15 protein-coding genes and 1 riboswitch are annotated in these 17,073 nt (G+C 54.8%); of the genes, 2 read left to right on the top strand and 13 right to left on the bottom strand.

Features of this window, described 5'->3' with window-relative positions; all coding sequences use genetic code 11:
- The first annotated feature begins 288 nt into the window (after nucleotides 1–288).
- Nucleotides 289–4,569: a DUF4347 domain-containing protein gene (locus tag B9Z50_RS11300; RefSeq protein ID WP_108364340.1), complete on the top strand. Its 4,281-nt coding sequence runs from the start codon at nucleotides 289–291 to the stop codon at nucleotides 4,567–4,569.
- Between the two features lie 118 nt (nucleotides 4,570–4,687).
- Nucleotides 4,688–4,785: riboswitch (SAM-I-IV-variant riboswitch) on the bottom strand.
- A gap of 171 nt (nucleotides 4,786–4,956) precedes the next feature.
- Here B9Z50_RS11300 and B9Z50_RS17445 read toward each other — a convergent pair.
- From B9Z50_RS17445 to B9Z50_RS11260, 9 genes are all read right to left on the bottom strand, one after another.
- Nucleotides 4,957–5,172: a hypothetical protein gene (locus B9Z50_RS17445; RefSeq protein WP_146183196.1), complete on the bottom strand. Its 216-nt coding sequence runs from the start codon at nucleotides 5,170–5,172 to the stop codon at nucleotides 4,957–4,959.
- A 379-nt stretch (nucleotides 5,173–5,551) separates the two neighbouring features.
- Nucleotides 5,552–6,094 carry a hypothetical protein gene (locus tag B9Z50_RS17440; RefSeq protein ID WP_146183195.1) on the bottom strand — a complete coding sequence of 181 codons (543 nt, stop codon included), beginning with the start codon at nucleotides 6,092–6,094 and terminating at the stop codon, nucleotides 5,552–5,554.
- Nucleotides 6,091–7,677, bottom strand: a complete 1,587-nt coding sequence (locus B9Z50_RS11290; RefSeq protein WP_108364336.1) for a YfjI family protein — start codon at nucleotides 7,675–7,677, stop codon at nucleotides 6,091–6,093. The genes B9Z50_RS17440 and B9Z50_RS11290 overlap by 4 nt, the downstream gene beginning before the upstream one ends.
- Nucleotides 7,674–8,132 carry a CHC2 zinc finger domain-containing protein gene (locus B9Z50_RS11285; RefSeq protein WP_108364334.1) on the bottom strand — a complete coding sequence of 153 codons (459 nt, stop codon included), beginning with the start codon at nucleotides 8,130–8,132 and terminating at the stop codon, nucleotides 7,674–7,676. Before B9Z50_RS11285 ends, B9Z50_RS11290 begins: the two co-directional genes overlap by 4 nt.
- Nucleotides 8,132–8,389, bottom strand: coding sequence for a hypothetical protein (locus tag B9Z50_RS11280; protein ID WP_108364332.1), 258 nt, complete (start codon nucleotides 8,387–8,389; stop codon nucleotides 8,132–8,134). The genes B9Z50_RS11285 and B9Z50_RS11280 overlap by 1 nt, the downstream gene beginning before the upstream one ends.
- Nucleotides 8,390–8,705: 316 nt before the next feature.
- A complete protein-coding gene (locus B9Z50_RS17435; protein ID WP_146183194.1) occupies nucleotides 8,706–9,110 on the bottom strand; it encodes a hypothetical protein in 405 nt (134 codons plus the stop codon).
- 128 nt (nucleotides 9,111–9,238) lie between these two features.
- Nucleotides 9,239–10,585 (bottom strand): integrase family protein, encoded by a 1,347-nt coding sequence (locus B9Z50_RS11270; RefSeq protein WP_158270663.1) that lies wholly within the window; start codon nucleotides 10,583–10,585, stop codon nucleotides 9,239–9,241.
- Nucleotides 10,586–10,857: 272 nt separating this feature from the next.
- Nucleotides 10,858–11,259: an RNA-binding S4 domain-containing protein gene (locus tag B9Z50_RS11265; protein WP_108364328.1), complete on the bottom strand. Its 402-nt coding sequence runs from the start codon at nucleotides 11,257–11,259 to the stop codon at nucleotides 10,858–10,860.
- Nucleotides 11,256–12,218 carry an SDR family oxidoreductase gene (locus B9Z50_RS11260; protein ID WP_108364432.1) on the bottom strand — a complete coding sequence of 321 codons (963 nt, stop codon included), beginning with the start codon at nucleotides 12,216–12,218 and terminating at the stop codon, nucleotides 11,256–11,258. Before B9Z50_RS11260 ends, B9Z50_RS11265 begins: the two co-directional genes overlap by 4 nt.
- 47 nt (nucleotides 12,219–12,265) lie before the next feature.
- Between B9Z50_RS11260 and B9Z50_RS11255 the strand changes: the two genes are divergently transcribed.
- On the top strand, nucleotides 12,266–13,306 hold the full coding sequence (locus tag B9Z50_RS11255) for a CDP-6-deoxy-delta-3,4-glucoseen reductase (protein ID WP_108364326.1): 1,041 nt from the start codon (nucleotides 12,266–12,268) through the stop codon (nucleotides 13,304–13,306).
- A gap of 146 nt (nucleotides 13,307–13,452) precedes the next feature.
- Here the strand turns inward: B9Z50_RS11255 and B9Z50_RS11250 are convergent, their stop codons facing one another.
- The 4 genes from B9Z50_RS11250 to B9Z50_RS11235 are packed head-to-tail and all read right to left on the bottom strand — an operon-like array spanning nucleotide 13,453 to nucleotide 16,985.
- Complete coding sequence (locus B9Z50_RS11250) at nucleotides 13,453–14,169, bottom strand: ABC transporter ATP-binding protein (protein WP_108364324.1); 717 nt, start codon at nucleotides 14,167–14,169, stop codon at nucleotides 13,453–13,455.
- Nucleotide 14,170: 1 nt separating this feature from the next.
- Nucleotides 14,171–14,971, bottom strand: a complete 801-nt coding sequence (locus B9Z50_RS11245; RefSeq protein ID WP_199221728.1) for an ABC transporter ATP-binding protein — start codon at nucleotides 14,969–14,971, stop codon at nucleotides 14,171–14,173.
- Nucleotides 14,968–16,044 carry an ABC transporter ATP-binding protein gene (locus tag B9Z50_RS11240; RefSeq protein ID WP_108364428.1) on the bottom strand — a complete coding sequence of 359 codons (1,077 nt, stop codon included), beginning with the start codon at nucleotides 16,042–16,044 and terminating at the stop codon, nucleotides 14,968–14,970. The genes B9Z50_RS11245 and B9Z50_RS11240 overlap by 4 nt, the downstream gene beginning before the upstream one ends.
- Before the next feature lie 11 nt (nucleotides 16,045–16,055).
- The gene (locus B9Z50_RS11235) at nucleotides 16,056–16,985 is read right to left on the bottom strand and encodes a branched-chain amino acid ABC transporter permease (RefSeq protein WP_108364322.1); all 930 of its coding nucleotides are present in this window, start codon (nucleotides 16,983–16,985) and stop codon (nucleotides 16,056–16,058) included.
- Between the last annotated feature and the right edge of the window lie 88 nt (nucleotides 16,986–17,073).

Below are 17,073 nucleotides of genomic sequence, written 5' to 3'. Positions count from 1 at the left end.
AAAGACGATTGTTAGCGAACTTAAAATTCCAACTACAGACCTGTTGATTTGCGCCAAACAAAACGTCTGAATTCAATAATTCTGAATTAAACGAAGTATGATACAACGTTAAGTGTCCGTTAGTGCTCAAGGCCTAACCCTTAGAGTGACGCAAGCCCTTGTCAAAAACATCTTGCCAAAGCAATGGTTCGTGCGAAAGCTTGTCATTTAGCAATCATCAAGCTCATGCTATCAGCTCCAACGAGTGCACTTATTAAGCGTTCGTATCGATGATCTCCATGGATAGATATGACAAAGAGCATTATTTTTATTGATAGCCGTGTTGCCAACTTTCAGAGCCTAATTGGCGGCCTCAATGCTGATACTGAGTGGGTGCTCCTAGACTCTAGCCAAGATGGTCTTAACCAGATGACGGGTCTTCTTTCTAGTTATAGCGATCTAGACTCAATTCACGTTATCTCGCATGGTAGTGCTGGTACGCTGTATCTTGGTAGCACGTTACTAAATAGCAGCAACCTAAGACTTTACGAATCGCAACTTGCCAACATCGGCGGCAGCCTGACCGTGACTGGAGACATTCTGTTTTATGGCTGTAATGTGGGGCAGCGGGATTTGGGGTTGCAATTCATTCAATCGCTGGCACAAGAAACCGGGGCGGATGTTGCGGCATCCATTAATTTGACAGGGGCTCGCATTTTAGGCGGCGATGTGGTGCTGGAACAAGTTAGCGGAAGTTTGGAAACTACAAGTTTAGCTCTGAGCGGCTTGACGGAGTTGCTAGCCATTAACATTCCACTGGGCGATGGTGTGGTGACCACTGCGATCGGGACAAATAGCTCCTTTGCACGTAGCATTGCACTGCAGGCCGATGGCAAGATTTTGCTTGCAGGCAGCAGCCGTAACAGCAGCGGCAATCAAGAATTCGCGCTGGTGCGCTACAACAGCGATGGCAGTCTAGACAGCAGCTTCAGCGGCGATGGCATTCTCACCACTGACTTCGGGTCATCGGATGACATTGCCAATAGCGTGATCCTGCAGACGGATGGCAAGATTCTGGTGGCCGGCATCAGTGAAAACAACGGGAGTCCCGACTTTACGTTGGTTCGCTACAACAGCGATGGCAGTTTAGACACCAGCTTCAGCGGCGATGGCATGCTCACCACCGACGTTTTGGGATACGCTGACTATGCCAGTGCCGTCAAATTGCAGTCCGACGGCAAGATTTTGCTCGCAGGCAGCAGCCGTAACAGCAGCGACAAATTTGACCTTGCGCTTTTACGCTACAACAGCGATGGCAGTCTAGACAGCAGCTTCAGCGGCGATGGCATTCTCACCACTGACTTCGAAGCATCTAATGAGGAAGCCCTTAGCATTACCCTACAGACTGACGGTAAGATTCTTCTTGCGGGCCAAAGCTACAAAATCATGGGTTTTGGCGACTTTTCTCTGATACGTTACAAAAGCGATGGCAGTTTAGACAAAAGCTTTGGCAGTGATGGTCTGGTGACTACCGATCTAGGTTCATCGGATGACACTGGTTACAGTGTGACAGTGCAGGCCGATGGCAAGATTTTGCTGGCAGGATCCAGCAATAAAAATCAAAATTTCAGTGACTTTGCACTGTTGCGCTACAACAGCGATGGCAGTTTAGACACCAGCTTCAGCGGCGATGGCATGCTCACCACCGACGTTTTGGGATACGCTGACTATGCCAGTGCCGTCAAATTGCAGTCCGACGGCAAGATTTTGCTTGGCGGCACAAGCCACCATGACCGTGACTATAGTAATTCTGACTTTGCATTAGTTCGCTTCAACAGCGATGGCAGCTTGGACGCCAGCTTCAGCGGTGACGGCATGCTAACCACTAGTATTAACGCATCCTCGCAGGGCTCCGGTGGCATGGCTCTGCAAGACGATGGCAAGATTTTGCTTGCAGGCAGCAGCCGTAACAGCAGCGGCAATCAAGAATTCGCGCTGGTGCGCTACAACAGCGATGGCAGTCTGGACAGAAGCTTTGGTAATGCGGTGGTGTCAAACAAAATCCCCACCGGCCATGTGAACGAAGCGCCTAGCTTTTTAGTTGAAGGCGATGGTAAGGTGACTACGCCAATTGGGTCGGGGGCCAATTGGGCTAACAGTGTTGCGCTTCAAAGTGATGGCAAGATGGTTGTTGCAGGGTATAGCCATAACGGAAGTAACTATGTCTTCACAATGGTTCGCTATAACGCCGATGGCAGCCTAGACAACACATTTGATACTGATGGCATAGTAACAACACCAATGGGGGCATCCAATAGCTATGGCAGAGGCGTTGCGATTCAAAGCGACGGCAAGCTAGTTATAGCAGGCTACATAGAAGGCCGCCGGAGCAACGACTTAGCTCTTTTGCGCTACAACGCCGATGGAAGCTTAGACACCAATTTCGGTACTGGTGGCAAGGTTTTAACGCAAATTTTTTCCTCTGCTGCTGCAACTAGCACGGTAATTCAAACGGACGGCAAGATCGTAGTGGGAGGTTTTAGTAAAACCGATTTTATATTGCTGCGCTACAACAATGACGGCAGTCTTGATACTTCGTTCGCTGAGAGTGGCAAGGCTACAACGTCGCTTCAACCATATGGCACTGAGTTCGCGCAAAGCGTTGCGCTCCAATCCGACGGTAAGGTGGTATTGGTAGGATCACCGGGCTTTGCTTTGGTGCGCTACAACAGCGATGGCAGTCTTGACACTGCTTTCGATGGTGATGGCAAAGTGTTGACGTCAATTGGAACATCTAATTTAACTTCGGGCCGAAGCGTTGCTCTGCAAAGTGACGGCAAGATCGTGGTGGCGGGAGAGTACTCTAACGGTAACAATTACGACTTCGCACTCGTGCGCTACAACGCCGATGGCAGCCTAGACACCACATTTGATAAGGATGGCAAGGTAACAACGCCTATTGGTTTATCCTCTGATGAGGCTTCAAGCGTTGTGGTGCAAAACGACGGTAAAGTTGTGGTTGCGGGGAGTTCTTCTAACGGTAGCAATTACGACTTCGCACTTGTGCGCTATAACGCCGATGGCAGCCTAGACACCGCATTTCATAATGATGGGAGAGTTACAACGTCGATTGGTGACTCGAATGATAAGGCTTTGAGCATTGCGCTTCAAAGTGATGGCAAGATGGTTGTAGCAGGGATTAGCCGCAACGGAAGTAACAATGACTTCACAGTGGTGCGTTACAACACCAATGGCAGCCTAGACAACACATTTGGCGGCAGCAACACACTTAATTACACTCCAAATTTTACTGAAGATGGTGTGTCTGTTGTTCTTGACCCAGATGTGCAGATTGTGGATATTGAGCTTACAGCCCTCGGCAACTATGCCGGTGCAAACCTGAAACTTGCTCGCCATGACCATGCAAGCGCTCAAGACCAATTCTTTGCTGCTGGCGCACTGAGTAAATTGACGCAGGGTGCTGGGCTTAGCATATCTGGGATAAATATAGGCACTGTAACCAAAAACTCAGGCGGCATTTTGGTGCTTACCTTCAATATAAATGCAACACAAAGTCTGGTCAACCAGGCTCTGCAAAGTATTGCTTACTCCAACATCAGCGACGCACCACCAGACAGTGTGCAGATTGATTGGGCTTTCAGCGATGGCAACAGCGGTAACCAAGGTTCGGGTGGCGCATTGAGCGCAACGGGCAGCACCACCGTGACTATTACAGCGTTGAACGACGCTGTCACGGGCAACGTCACCATCAACGGAATGGCGATAAAAGGCCAGAAGCTGACTGCCGCCAACACATTGACCGACCCTGATGGCCTTGGGGCTATCAGCTATCAGTGGAAGGCCGATGGCGTGACCATAAGTGGTGCTACCAACGACACCTTGACCTTGACTCAGGCTGAGGTCAATAAGGCCATCACAGTCTCTGCCAATTACACAGACGGTTTTGGAACTGCGGAGAGTGTGAGCAGTTCAGCCACAAATGCCGTGGCACCGCTTAACGATATTCATATTAAAGTGTTTTCCGCAACCGGCAGAAACTCTTTTATTGCTGATGTCCAAGTGACATCTCATTCGAATGCACGTACAGATCACAATGGTGAAATGTGGTTAATTGGATTATTCGATTCAAATGGCGTGAACGATGGTGTTTTGAGCCTAACCCCCGAGAAGGCAGCGCCATCAAGAGTTGACTCCGGAATCAATTTGTCAGATGTTCTGGGGGCACTCAAGGTATATCTGAATAAACCATTGGACTCTGCGTATGACACGCCTTTCAAGTATGCTGCTGCTGACTTTGATGGGGATGGCGATGTTGACTTATCAGACGTGCTAAGTTTGTTGAAATACTACCTCAACAAGCCAACTGAAGCTAAACCGGTTTGGGTCTTTGCTGACACTGCCAACGTCGTTAATGGTCAACCTGAATCATCAGTTAATGGACAAGTCCTGAGCAAGACAAATGCGCTGCCTTCACCTATCGAAGTGTCAGTTAATCAGGATTCCCAAATTGAGATCGTGGGCATTTTGCGTGGTGATATTGATGGAAGTTGGGTGTCAAAAATCACTTGATTTTTCGTAAAAACGAGCAGGGGCTTTAAGGGCAGAAAACGCATTGACAGCATTTATGAGTCGCCCTGCAAGTGGTCATAAATCAGCGACAAAAAAGCCCACCAAGGGGTGGGCTGACGCTTTACCGATTGGTTTCCCGAGGGCCTCATCTTCGGATACCACCTTGCCCGGTAAGGCAGGTTGGCGTGGTAGTTAAACCAGCTCTTGATGACAGGCTGGTTTGACTTGAAACCATCGGAGAAAGCGATCTCCTGATCGGTCATTGCCGCTCAAAAGACTTGACACGAAAAACTCTCATTTAGTTACAATATATAACCATATTGGTCGGCCATCAAGATGTACAGCCAGAGGTGAACAATGAGCCATAAGCAACCGAAAGAAAACCTCTCAAACGAGCAAACGGTTGACGGCAAAGAGATGTTCCTTGTCACTGCGGGTGGGCAGATCAACTGTTTGCGATGCATAGCTAAAAGCAATCGAACAGGTGTTCAGTGTGCTAAGCCAGCCCTTCGGATTTCTCCTCATCAGAAATGTGGCCATCACGGGGGAAGGCCACACAGCGCCGAAACCATTGAGCGCATTTCCGCAGCAAACACGGTTCATGGCCAAACCTCCAAAGCTGCAAAAAAGCAGTACAGAGATGACAGCGTTCTGATACACGAGTTGGAAGATGCCCTTTACGCATTGAGGATGGCATCGGGGCCACGAACACGTGGCAGGAAGCCGAACGGTTACAGGGGTGTTTATAGCGAGGCTGATGTCATCAGGATGATTCGCGAGCGGGTCTTACACCGTATGTAGGGGGTCTTTCGATGAGGTTAAATTTTTTAATGTTTAACCCCATCGACCGTGACAGATGCCTGTTCACCTGCTGGTCTCAAAATTCATCGTTTTAAAGCTTACCAATAACAGGGTGTTGGGGATTGAGTTTTTGTATGCACAGGCTCTTTCGGATCGAGATTGAAGAAATTCGCTAGTAACCTCATTTATTGGATTGGTCAGCGATTGCCGCATCTGGCCGAGCTAGCAACGCTTGAAACGCAGGGCAGCGTTGCAATAACGATATAAGGTCTGTCGGAATTTGAATGCTCGACTTGCTTGGTGACAACTCGGCAGCCTTGGCGTTGGCGCACCATTGCTTCGTGTAGTGAACACACTCCAAACAGACCACGCGGTCGTCACTCTCACGATCACGGCGTACCAATCTGTCGGCTACGGCCTCGGCAGCACCCCAGCCACGAGCGAGAAAAAGATTGTTCCGCCTATTGAAAACATTGATCTCTTGCCCGTTCATCGCTGGGCCGTTCGGCCAACACCAGCGGTCGGGGTTGCTTATCGGAACCACCTTTGCGGTGGTTGTGCTTTCACTTTTTGAAGCGGGAACCATCGCGACAGTTGTGACAGTTGCGACACTTGGTGTTTGCCGCCCTGTTTTTTGCCCGCTGACCCCATCTTTTGTGCCAACTGTCGCAGTAGTCGCAACTGTCGCAAGCCCCCATGTTTTTTTTCTGAGTGCAAAACTCATGGCGCGCCCTCCAAAACTTCTCGGCGAATCTGGATGTGTTTTTGCCGCCCGGCCTTGATGATGCGCGCTCGGCCTAGGTCTGTCAGTTCTTCAAGTGCGGCATTGATGTCTTGTTTGTCTCGCACCGGGCTAAGCCTTTGGGCATTGCGCGTGCTGATCTTGTCGGTGTCGGTGCCTCTCAAATACTGAAGTGCCCATTCCTCGAGACGGGCTGCATCTGACATGTTCTTCGGCTGACTCATCTGGCCAAAGAACCTGAGGCTTTCGTTAAGGTGCCATTTCGCCACGTCACAGGCGTTTTCCATGGTGATGCCATCGATGGCCCCGGTAGCACCATCGAAAACATGGAACAGCGCTGCAATTCGGGCGGCGTTGTCGGCGGTCTTGCTGGCAATGTCGCGAATGTCGCGCAGGTCGCCACCCTCGGCCAAAGCCGCCTCGGTGTCGTTGTAATAAGCCACCCAAACCGCTTTGGCCCCGTCACTCAGGTGAATCATGGCCTTGTCGTGGTCGGCAGTCACCGGGCGGTTGAGGATCTGCCGAAGCCGTCCATTAAAGTGGTTCAGTGATTCGAATCCGGTTGGCTGTTTGAATTGCCGGGTGCCTTGTGTGGATGCTGGCCAAGCCAACAGGCAGCGCGCAAAGAACCCCGTGCCTCTCGCCAAATCACCGGTGCCTTTGATGAACTCGCGCAGGGTGGATTCTTGAACTTGCAAGCCAATAGTCAGCCGTGCGCCTTCGATGAGGACGTCACCCCGGCCACGTCGATGTTGGCGGATGGTTTCTCCGGACCACAAGACATTCAGAGTGGCCAAGTGCCTCATGGCGCTGTCGCCCATGGCGTGACCCCCTAGTATTGCTCCCGCCTCGGCGCTCATCACGCCCCCGGACTTCCAAGAACTCAGGCCATCAATCAAAGCCTCAGGGGTGGCATCCCCATAAACAAGACGGGGAACTTTTGGCGGCTTGGGTTCTTTGAGCTGGTGGGCCAATAACTGACGTTTCAGGTCTGAGGGGTCTAGTCCATCTTTGGCATCGCGCTTGATAGCGGATTCAATCCCTGACTTCTCGGCGGCCCAAGCTGATCGTGACGCTTCAAAAGCAGCCAGTTCAGGCTTTGCGGCTTCAAGTTGTTCAGCGTCATGGTCGCGCAGGGCTTTGGAAAAGTAACCGTCACAGGATGATTTACGCTCGCCACTTTCAGCAATGGCCAGCATGAACAATCCAGTTGGACCGTGCAGGGACTTGGCGCGCTCCACGTCATAGAAAGTTTGGACAGCAAGGCTCACGCTCGATAAGGCGCTCAGGGCGATCAATGCGGTCGGCGCTTGAACAAAGGCTTGGACCTCTTGCACCGCATCGCGAATCAGGGGTGGCAGTGCCTCGGTGGGGTAAAGCATCGTGTCCAGCTTGGCTTGTAAGGGTTGCAGTTCAGGCCAAGCGTGGGTGGATTTGGCATAAGCGGCCTGCAACTCGTTGTCGTCGGTGACTTCATCTGGCGTCATGGGCAAGCGATAAGCCAAGGCTTCGTTTTCAGAAATGAGGCGGTCCATTTCGGCCGCGACTTTTTGGTAGGTATTCATGGGTAAGTTTCTCGAATTAGGTTGATACGTTGAGCGGCGGTTTGTAGCCGCGCTAGGTCGTCGGATGTCAGTTGAGTCCCATAGGCCAGGTTAGATGCGGCCACGGCGGCTAGGTTCGCTTCTGAGGCCAGCACGCTCAGGGCATCTCGGGCGCTGAAAGCCTTGGGTGTTGCTGGCGCTGGTGTCCGGCCGTCATGTGTCCATGCACCAAGTGAACGGGCAGCGGTAACAAAATCGGCCCCGGTGGACTGCATTTCGTAGGCCAGCACATCGCCACCTTTGAGGGCACAACTCATGCACACCCAAGCCCCTGACTCAAGGTTCACGCGCATCGTTGTTCGGCCCCCGTGAAAATGGCAGGTGGTTGTTCTCCATTTGCCACGGCCTTGGAGAATCAACCCAGCGTTTTCATAATAAGATTCCGGCTCGGGGAGGGCTTGGCGGTCGAAGCTCATCAAGCCATCCTTGGCGTTGTCGCCAGTTGGGCCTTTGCGTTTGCGTAGTCCCAACGCACGGAGAGGCCGACGACACCGAAGTAGCCCGTTTGCAGGTCTGGATTTAGCTTGTACCAAGCCTGAATTTCTTTACCCTGAATTTTTGTATCGAAGGTTTTGCGCTCGCCATCAGCGACGACTGTCACCGGCGGAAAAAGTCCGATTCCCGAAATCGAGTATTGGAATTTTTGGATGGGGCTGAAGTCATCGATTCTCATGGTGCCACCCCCATGACGGCCTTGATTTGGCTAACTGGCCACTGCAAGCGTCCGTTGACTCGCAGGCACTTCACGGCCCCATCATTTTTTATGGCCCACATCCTGAGCGTTTGTTCTGCACGGTTCAGGTGATAAGCGGCCTCGTTGGTTGGCAATGCGGCGCGTTTTTCGCGCTCCAGCGGTATTGGTTGAAAAGTCTTTGCAGCCATTGAAAACCCCTAAGGTTTGTTTCGATGCTGCAATTAAAAATCTCAGTTTTCCCGCCGAGACGTTCCTTTATTGCTGATTTCCCGCCGAGACGTACCAAAGCCAGTATTCATGCGGGTTTGCAAGGTTTGTTTTTTTCGGATTCCTCTTGCAAAGCAGCGTTGCAAGCTCTGTAATGCAGCCGCACCATGTGAACAATGTCATCTTTGAGCGTTTTTCCGATGAGAAGCGGACGCACTATTGGGCCAATAATTTTTGCGAAGTCAGACACTCTAGTTTGAACGGTTGTGTGTTCTTTGAAAATCCGCCTTTGGAGAGAGGAATTGCAGTTAAGCATTTCTTCACAATACGTCAAGACTTTGTGAAAAGCCTTTGAGCGTTTTGAAAGCATGTGGATGCCACGACCCCCTTGATCGGCTAAATTTTCGTAGACCAGAAATTGATAATTTTGATTTTCGAGTTTGAAAAAACCAGAATTTAATGGCGTGACTTCTTTTCGTTTTGCGCGTGGCATGTGCGGCCCCTTCAAGGCACCCTTCAAAAGTGAGGCGCCCCAGGAGGTCGGCGAAGGTTTCCGACTTTTCGGCCCGGGTTGCAATCGGGCCTAGCTGGGGCAAAAATGGTCAGGCGGCGATCAATGAATTACGCCGCCACCCTTGCTGATATATGCACCACGCTGGCGCTGGTCTCGGTCAAATGTCGGTGCAGTGTGTCTAGAGCTTCCAGCTTTTCGGGTTCGTAGTCGTGCCCGTCATAGCTAGCAGCTTGCACCCCCTTCACGCCATGGCTCAGCAGGTGTCCTCGAATGTCTTCGCTCACGCGCAAACTGGCCAGTGTCGTCTCTACCCCGGACCTTAGGCGCTTGGCTTGAAACTGCCCCACGGGTTCACCCAAGTCTTGCCATTCGATGCCTGAGGCGGCGGCTTTGGCCCACTCAGCGAAGGCTTTGGCACTGATTGGAGTTTTGCCACCTGTTACCGATAGCGGGTAATCACCCCCAGCGTTCAGAGCCAGCAGTTCAGCCATAGCGGTTCGAGCGGCGGCATTCAGTGGCACAGTGTGCGATCTTGCCCCACGGCCTGCCCTGCCCTTCGCGTCCAGCAGCGTGAAAGCCCCGGGCTTGACGTTGGACCGGACCAACAAACGCAGTTGCTCAATGCGCTGTCCACCTGTCAGCAGATGAAGGCGAAGGGCTGCACCTTGGACCCCGGGCAGCTTTTCGATGGCTTGCCAATACTGGCGCAGGTGTGCTGGCTTCAAAGGGTTTTTGTCGGTCTCCAACTTGATGGCCACGGTCTCAGCGGCGGGATTGTGTTTGACCTCGAATCCTTTGAAGTGAACGGGCACTTCATGGTTCAGCTTGGCGGTACGGGCCATCTCAAAGGCAGCGCGTGTGTAGCTTCGCACCTTTCCAGCAGTTCGGCTCTTGTCTGCTTCACTCAGGCCACGCAGCAAGTCGGCCACTTGTTCAGCGGTCACTTTGTTGGCGGGTGTGTTGGCAAGTTCTGGCCAGCCTTCCACCAGATGCAAGCGCATCATGGCCCGGACCTTGGTATGTGAGGTCTTGCCTTGTCGCTCCAACTCGTTTGCATAAGCGGCCATCAAGTTGGCAAAGGTGTAATTGGCGGCGCGATCCTGTTCGGCACGGGCAGCGGCTTTAGCTGCTTGCTTGTCGCGGGCAATTTGGCGCGGGTCATCGCCCTTGTCCAGTGTCACGGCCAACCGGCGTGCCTCTTTTTGCGCATCAGCAATGGACCATGCCGACACGGCCCCAATGGTCATACGCAGGCTTTGCCCGTTGGCCTTGCGTTGGTACACGTAAGACTTGGACCCGGCGGCGGTCACACGCACCTGCAAGCCGTTGACCTCAGCGCAGCGCATGAATGCCTGCTGCTTTCCATCAGGGCAGCGCAGGCGATCAATGCTGTCCACAGTCAGGCGTTGGTTTTTGCTCAGGTCTGGCGCTGTTGCCTTAGATGCTCTTGCCATGATGTTGATACTCCATGTATGCGCCATGTATGCCATGTATGCCGATTTAGACGAATATCAATCAACAAGTGATACTGTTATTACATGCAGTATTTTTGCGCAAGTTATTGATTTTTATAGAGTATATCAACAACCATCAACATTGCAAAATAAATACATCAGGGGACTCAAAATCCCCCGCCGCAAGGCGTGCCGGTTCGAGTCCGGCCCCGGGCACCAGAGCAAAGCCGCAAGTTCTCGCAACTTGCGGCTTTTTTCTTGGGTTTTCCAGATCAATCGATCCCCGCACTCCAACGGTCATTCCAGTTGCGCTCGATCTGCCTGCGATCGCGCTTGGTGGGGCGGCCTTGTTCGATGCTGAGCGCGGGCTCGCGGGCCAGGCGGTTTTGCTCGGCCGCCTTTTGACGGGCTTCGATGCTCTCTGGCGTTTCTGTGTAAAGCAGCTGCGCCACAGGGGCTGGGCCACGCACGCCGCTCAAACCTTGCACCACGACCGTGCGCTCCACAGCACCTTGGCGCAGGCACACCGTGTCGCCGGGTTTGACCTCTTTGGACGGTTTGGCGTCCTGGCCGTTGACCTGCACTCGGTTCTTGCCGATCTCCTCGCTGGCCAGGCTGCGGGTTTTGTAGAAACGGGCCGCCCACAGCCATTTGTCGATGCGCAGGGAAGTCATCGCGCCCCCGAAAACAAAGCGCCTTGCGGGCTCAGGCCGTCACGCACATGGGGGTAACGCAAGCGGACTTTCAACTCTTTTTTCATGCGGGTGTTGTCCAGCCGCCGGGACTCGCTCATGAAGCTCAGCAGCATCAAGGGCAGCGCGGTGTTGGCGTCGCCACGCGAAATGCGGGGCGGTTTGGGCAAGCCGTAAAGGCTGGCGGCCAGGTCAAAGTAGTCGCCCATTTTCAAATCGGTGTCGTCGGTCAAGTTGACCACGCGCTGCGGCTTGCCGCGCCACAAAGCAGCAGCGCAGGCGCGGGCCAGATCGTTGGCGTGGATGTGGTTGGTGAAAACGTCTTCTTTGGCCACCAGCACGGGCGTGCCCCTGAGCAAGCGTTCACGCGGCGTGCCGCCTTCGCGGTCGGGGGCGTAAATACCGGGGATGCGCAAAACACTCACCCGTACGCCACTGCGCCCCAAAAACCGCATCAGGTTCTCGGCATCGACCCGGCGCTGGGCGCGGGGGGTGTGGGGGTTCACAGTACGCGTTTCATCCACCCGCTGCCCGGCGCAGTCGCCATAAACACCGGTGGTCGAACCATAGACCAAGGCTTGTGGAGCAGTGCGCAAACGCAAAGCTCGAACCAAAGCCAAGCTGCGCGGATCGCGGTCCGAGGCGCCTTGGCGGTCGGTGGGCGGCGGGGCCAAATGGATCACCCGGTGCGCGATGCCCGCCAAGCGCTTCAAACTGGCCGCATCGTCCAAGTTGCCTTGCAAAGGGGTGATGCCGCAGGCCCGCAGCAAGCGCACGCGCTCGGGCGAAGAGGTCAGCGCCATCAGACGAACACGCTGGCTTTGTGGCGCACCCAGCTGGCCAGCGGTTCGCAAACCCACATCGCCACAGCCCACGATCAAAACGCGTTGACGGCGAAAGCGGGCAGGCCGTGCGCCCAAGGGGGTTTGGTTTGAAGGCAAAATCAGGGGTCCCGGTTCAGTCACGAGCCCTCTAGGATACCCAAAAGATGAGCTTTCAAATTTCCGTGCAGCCCAGTGGCCGCAGCTTCTCCGCCGATGACAACGAAACCCTGCTCGCCGCCGGCATCCGCCAAGGCATTGGTTTGCCCTACGGCTGCAAGGACGGCGCTTGCGGTTCCTGCAAATGCAAGAAGATCTCGGGCACCGTGGTGCATGGCCCACACCAGGCCAAAGCCCTGAGTGACGAGGAAGAGGCTCAGGGTTTTGTGCTGACTTGCTGCGGCACCGCCCAAAGCGATGTGGTACTCGAATCGAAGCAAGTCACGGCCGAAGGCGGACTGCCCGTCAAGAAAATGCCGGTGCGCGTGGTCAGTCTGGAGAAGAAGTCACACGACGTGATCGTGCTGAAACTGCAACTGCCTGCCAACGATGTGATGAAGTTCCACGCAGGCCAGTACATCGAATTTTTGCTGCGTGACGGTTCGCGCCGCAGCTACAGCATGGCCAATGCGCCACACACCCTCGAAGTGGCCCCCCCCACGGTGGAGCTGCACATCCGCCACATGCCCGGCGGCAAGTTCACCGACCCAGTGTTCACCACCATGAAGGAAAAAGACATCCTGCGCGCCGAAGGCCCGTACGGCAGTTTTTACCTGCGAGAAGACAGCGACAAGCCCATGGTGCTGTTGGCCTCGGGCACGGGCTTTGCCCCCATCAAGGCGCTGATCGAGCACATGCAGCACCGTGGCATCAACCGCCCCGCCACGCTGTACTGGGGCGGCCGCCGTCCGGCCGACCTGTACATGGCCGACTGGATAGAGGCCCGCTTGGCTGACATGCCGAACCTGCGCTACGTGCCCGTGATCTCGAACGCTGAAGCCGAAGACAATTGGAGCGGCCGCACCGGCTTTGTGCACCAAGCCGTGCTGCAGGACTTCCCGGACTTGTCGGGTCAACAGGTTTATGCCTGCGGCGCCCCCATCGTGGTGGATTCGGCCAAGCGCGACTATGTGGCGCTCGGCGGTTTGCCGGAAGAAGAGTTTTACGCCGATTCGTTCACCTCCGAGGCTGACAAAGCCAAGTCTTGAAGTTGCAAGCAGGGTAGACCCGCATGAGACTTCACGGGTCTTTTCAGGCAAATACCAGCTCTGTCAAACACCGCAGTTAACGATAGGCTCAAACCCAAAATGCAAAAAGCCCGGCGAGCCGGGCTTTTTGCTGTGCGGGTGGCAACTCACTCACCCAGGTAGGCTGCACGCACCTTGGGGTCTTGCAACATGTCTTTGCCCACACCCGTCATGGTGATGAGACCAGAGTCCATCACATAACCGCGGTCGGCAATGGCCAGCGCGCGGCTGGCGTTTTGCTCCACCAGCAGCACCGTCACGCCTTGGGCGTACACATCGCGCACCACCTCGAAGATCTTGTCGACCATGATGGGCGACAAGCCCATGGACGGCTCGTCCAGCAGCAAGACCTTGGGGCGGCTCATCAGGGCACGGCCCATGGCCAGCATTTGCTGCTCGCCACCGGACATGGTGCCCGCCAGCTGGTCCTTGCGCTCGCGCAAACGCGGGAAGATGGTGAACATTTTCTCGATGTCGTCCGCAATGCCTTTGGTGTCTGAGCGGATGTACGCGCCCATTTGCAGGTTCTCGGTGATGGTCATTCGGGTGAACACGCCACGGCCTTCGGGCACCATGGCCAGGCCTTGTTTGACCAGGTCCCAAGGGCCTTGGCCCTGGATGCTCTTGCCCAGGTACTCGATGTCACCGGCTTGTAATGGCAAAGTGCCCGTGATGGCTTTCATGGTGGTGGTTTTGCCCGCACCGTTGGAGCCGATCAGCGACACAAGCTCGCCTTCGCGAACGTCCAGGCTCACGCCCTTCACGGCCTGAATGCCGCCGTAGCCCACCTGCAGGTCTTTGACTTTCAAAAGAACATTGGCCATCTCAGTGCCCTCCCGTGCCCAGATAGGCCTCAATCACTTTGTCATTTTTCTGCACATCGGCAGGCGTGCCTTCGGCGATTTGCTTGCCGTAGTCGAGCACGGTGACGCGGTCACACAAGCCCATGACCAACTTCACATCGTGTTCGATCAACAAGATGGTGCGGTTGTCTTTGCGGATCTGGTCGATCAACTCGCGCAGCTGCACCTTCTCGGTCGCGTTCATACCGGCAGCGGGTTCATCCAGCGCAATCAATTGCGGATCTGTGGCCAAGGCGCGGGCGATTTCCAAGCGGCGCTGGTCGCCATAGGACAACGTGCGGGCCTTGAAGTCAGCATATTTGCCAATGCCCACATAGTCGAGCAGCTCTTGCGCACGCTGCGCAATGGCGGCTTCCTCGGCTTTGAAGCCGGGTGTGCGAAAAATCGCGCCCAGCAAACCCGAATGGGTGCGCACATGGCGGCCCACCATCACGTTCTCGAGGGCCGTCATTTCGGCAAACAAGCGGATGTTCTGGAAAGTGCGGGCAATGCCCGCCTTGGCCACTTCGTGCACCGCGGTGGGCTGGTAAGGCTTGCCCGCCAGCTCGAAGGTGCCGCTGTCAGGCGTGTACAGGCCCGTGATCACGTTGAAGAAGGTGGTCTTGCCCGCGCCGTTGGGGCCGATCAAGCCATAGACCTGTCCGCGCTGAATGGTGATGCCCACGTCTGACAGGGCTTGCAAACCGCCAAAGCGCTTGGAAATGCCGGAAACATGGAGGACCGTGTCTTTGTTCGCTGTTGGATTCATGGTCTGCTCCTTCATTTCGTCTTGAGCGATTGGCCATGCTCAGGCGAAGGCCACAGCCCGCGAGGCCGCATCAACATGATCACGATCATGGCCAACGCCACCAACAACTGGCGCAGGATGGCCGCATCCAGGCGGCCCCCCGTCATCTCCTGCAAGGGGCCGGCCACGTAGCGCAGCACCTCGGGCAAGGCCGACAACAAGATGGCGCCCAAAATCACACCCGGCAAATAGCCTAAACCGCCCAAGACCACCATGGCCACAATCATGACCGACTCCATCAGGCTGAAAGATTCGGGCGAGATGAAGCCTTGGAAACCGGCAAACATGGCGCCGGAGACACCACCAAAAGTGGCGCCCATGCCGAAGGCCAGCAGTTTGAGGTTCCGGGTGTTCAGGCCCATGGCCTTGGCGGCGATTTCGTCTTCACGAATGGCCATCCAGGCGCGGCCAATGCGCGACACCTCCAGGCGGTGCGAGATCATGATGGTGATCAAGACCAAACTCAGGAACAGGTAGTAGTACAGCGAGACCGAAGCGATTTCGAAGTCGCCGATCATCAGCTTTTGGCCCAGGTTCACACCAAAGATCGAGATGGGGTCGATCTGCGACAAGCCCTTGGGGCCGTTCGTGATGTTGACCGGATGGTCCAGGTTGTTCAAAAACACTCGGATGATTTCACCAAAACCCAAAGTCACGATGGCCAAATAGTCACCACGCAGCTTGAGCGTCGGCGCCCCTAGCAACATGCCAAACAAACCCGCCAAGGCCGCAGCCAAAGGCAAGATCAGCCAGATGGACATGTGCAAGCCATCAGGAAATGTACTGGCCATGGTGGTGAAGGTGCTGATCAGGTGCGGCGAGGACAGCAAGCCGTACATGTAGGCACCCACTGCAAAAAAGGCCACGTAGCCCAAATCGAGCAACCCCGCATAGCCCACCACAATGTTCAGACCAATGGCCAGCAAAATATAGAGCAAGGCCATGTCGGCGATGCGCACCCAAGCGTTGCCAAAACTCTGCAGCACCAGAGGCAAGATCAACAGGCCCGCACCGAGCAAGGCGAATTGAAGCGTCTTGTTCATTTTCATATTCAGCTCCATCAAGCGCGGTCGGCCACACGTTCACCCATGAGGCCCGAAGGGCGCAGGGTCAACACAATGATCAAGACAATGAACGCAAAAATATCGGTGTAATGGCTGCCCAGCACACCCCCCGTGAGGTAACCGATGTAGCCCGAGCCAATGGCTTCAATCAGGCCCAGCAAGATGCCTCCAATGACGGCGCCAGCCAGATTGCCAATGCCGCCAAATACAGCCGCGGTGAAGGCCTTGAGCCCAGGCAAAAAGCCCATGGCGTGTTGCGCAGTGCCGTAGTTGGACGCATACATCACGCCTGCAATGGCAGCGAGCACCGCACCAATCACGAAGGTGGCCGAAATCACCATGTCGGGCTTGACGCCCATCAAGGCGGCCACGCGCGGATTTTCGGAAGTGGCGCGCATGGCGCGGCCCAATCGGGTGTAGTTGACCAGCCACATCAAGATGGCCAGCGACACGGCTGTGACGCCCAAAATCATGATTTGGGTGGGCGTGATGACCACATTGCCCATTTGAATGGGGGTGCTGGACAACAGTGTCGGATAAGCCTTGTAGTTGGGCTTCCAGATGATCATGGCCAATGTCTGCAGCAAGATGCTCATGCCAATGGCCGTGATCAGGGGGGCCAACTTGGGGCTGTTGCGCAGAGGTCGATAAGCGACTTTTTCGATGGTGAAGTTGAGCACCGCGGCAACAACGCAGGCGATCATCGTGGCCAAAATCAGTATGACCCAGCCGGGAGACCCGGGCATGGCGTCTTGCATCATGCCGATGGCCGACCAGCTCGTCAGAGCGCCCACCATCAGCACTTCACCGTGCGCAAAGTTGATCAGGTTAATGATGCCGTACACCATGGTGTAGCCCAAGGCCACCAAGGCATACATGCTGCCCATGACCAGGCCGTTGATGACCTGCTGCAGAAAGACGTCCATAAATTTCTCCGTGTTTTGAACTGCGCTTAACAGTTCTTCGCGTCGGTTGTTGTTCTCGAGCCGGGCGACACCTTGTGGGCGCACCAGA

It is taken from the genome of Limnohabitans sp. Bal53 (assembly GCF_003063355.1).
GTDB lineage: Bacteria > Pseudomonadota > Gammaproteobacteria > Burkholderiales > Burkholderiaceae_C > Limnohabitans_A.
The sequence above is the reverse complement of the archived record's forward strand: the minus strand, read 5'-3'. Positions and strand labels throughout refer to the sequence as shown.

Bases quoted from the DNA above. Each gene is read 5' to 3' on its own strand.
- B9Z50_RS17445 (WP_146183196.1), bottom strand. From the start codon at position 5,172: ATGAACCGTGTTTGCTGCGGAAATGCGCTCAATGGTTTCGGCGCTGTG.
- B9Z50_RS11270 (WP_158270663.1), bottom strand. From the start codon at position 10,585: ATGGCAAGAGCATCTAAGGCAACAGCGCCAGACCTGAGCAAAAACCAA.
- B9Z50_RS11235 (WP_108364322.1), bottom strand. From the start codon at position 16,985: ATGGACGTCTTTCTGCAGCAGGTCATCAACGGCCTGGTCATGGGCAGC.
- B9Z50_RS11265 (WP_108364328.1), bottom strand. From the start codon at position 11,259: ATGACTTCCCTGCGCATCGACAAATGGCTGTGGGCGGCCCGTTTCTAC.
- B9Z50_RS11290 (WP_108364336.1), bottom strand. From the start codon at position 7,677: ATGAATACCTACCAAAAAGTCGCGGCCGAAATGGACCGCCTCATTTCT.
- B9Z50_RS17435 (WP_146183194.1), bottom strand. From the start codon at position 9,110: ATGCCACGCGCAAAACGAAAAGAAGTCACGCCATTAAATTCTGGTTTT.
- B9Z50_RS17440 (WP_146183195.1), bottom strand. From the start codon at position 6,094: ATGAGTTTTGCACTCAGAAAAAAAACATGGGGGCTTGCGACAGTTGCG.
- B9Z50_RS11240 (WP_108364428.1), bottom strand. From the start codon at position 16,044: ATGAAAATGAACAAGACGCTTCAATTCGCCTTGCTCGGTGCGGGCCTG.
- B9Z50_RS11255 (WP_108364326.1), top strand. From the start codon at position 12,266: ATGAGCTTTCAAATTTCCGTGCAGCCCAGTGGCCGCAGCTTCTCCGCC.
- B9Z50_RS11285 (WP_108364334.1), bottom strand. From the start codon at position 8,132: ATGAGCTTCGACCGCCAAGCCCTCCCCGAGCCGGAATCTTATTATGAA.
- B9Z50_RS11250 (WP_108364324.1), bottom strand. From the start codon at position 14,169: ATGGCCAATGTTCTTTTGAAAGTCAAAGACCTGCAGGTGGGCTACGGC.
- B9Z50_RS11280 (WP_108364332.1), bottom strand. From the start codon at position 8,389: ATGAGAATCGATGACTTCAGCCCCATCCAAAAATTCCAATACTCGATT.
- B9Z50_RS11245 (WP_199221728.1), bottom strand. From the start codon at position 14,971: ATGAAGGAGCAGACCATGAATCCAACAGCGAACAAAGACACGGTCCTC.
- B9Z50_RS11300 (WP_108364340.1), top strand. From the start codon at position 289: ATGACAAAGAGCATTATTTTTATTGATAGCCGTGTTGCCAACTTTCAG.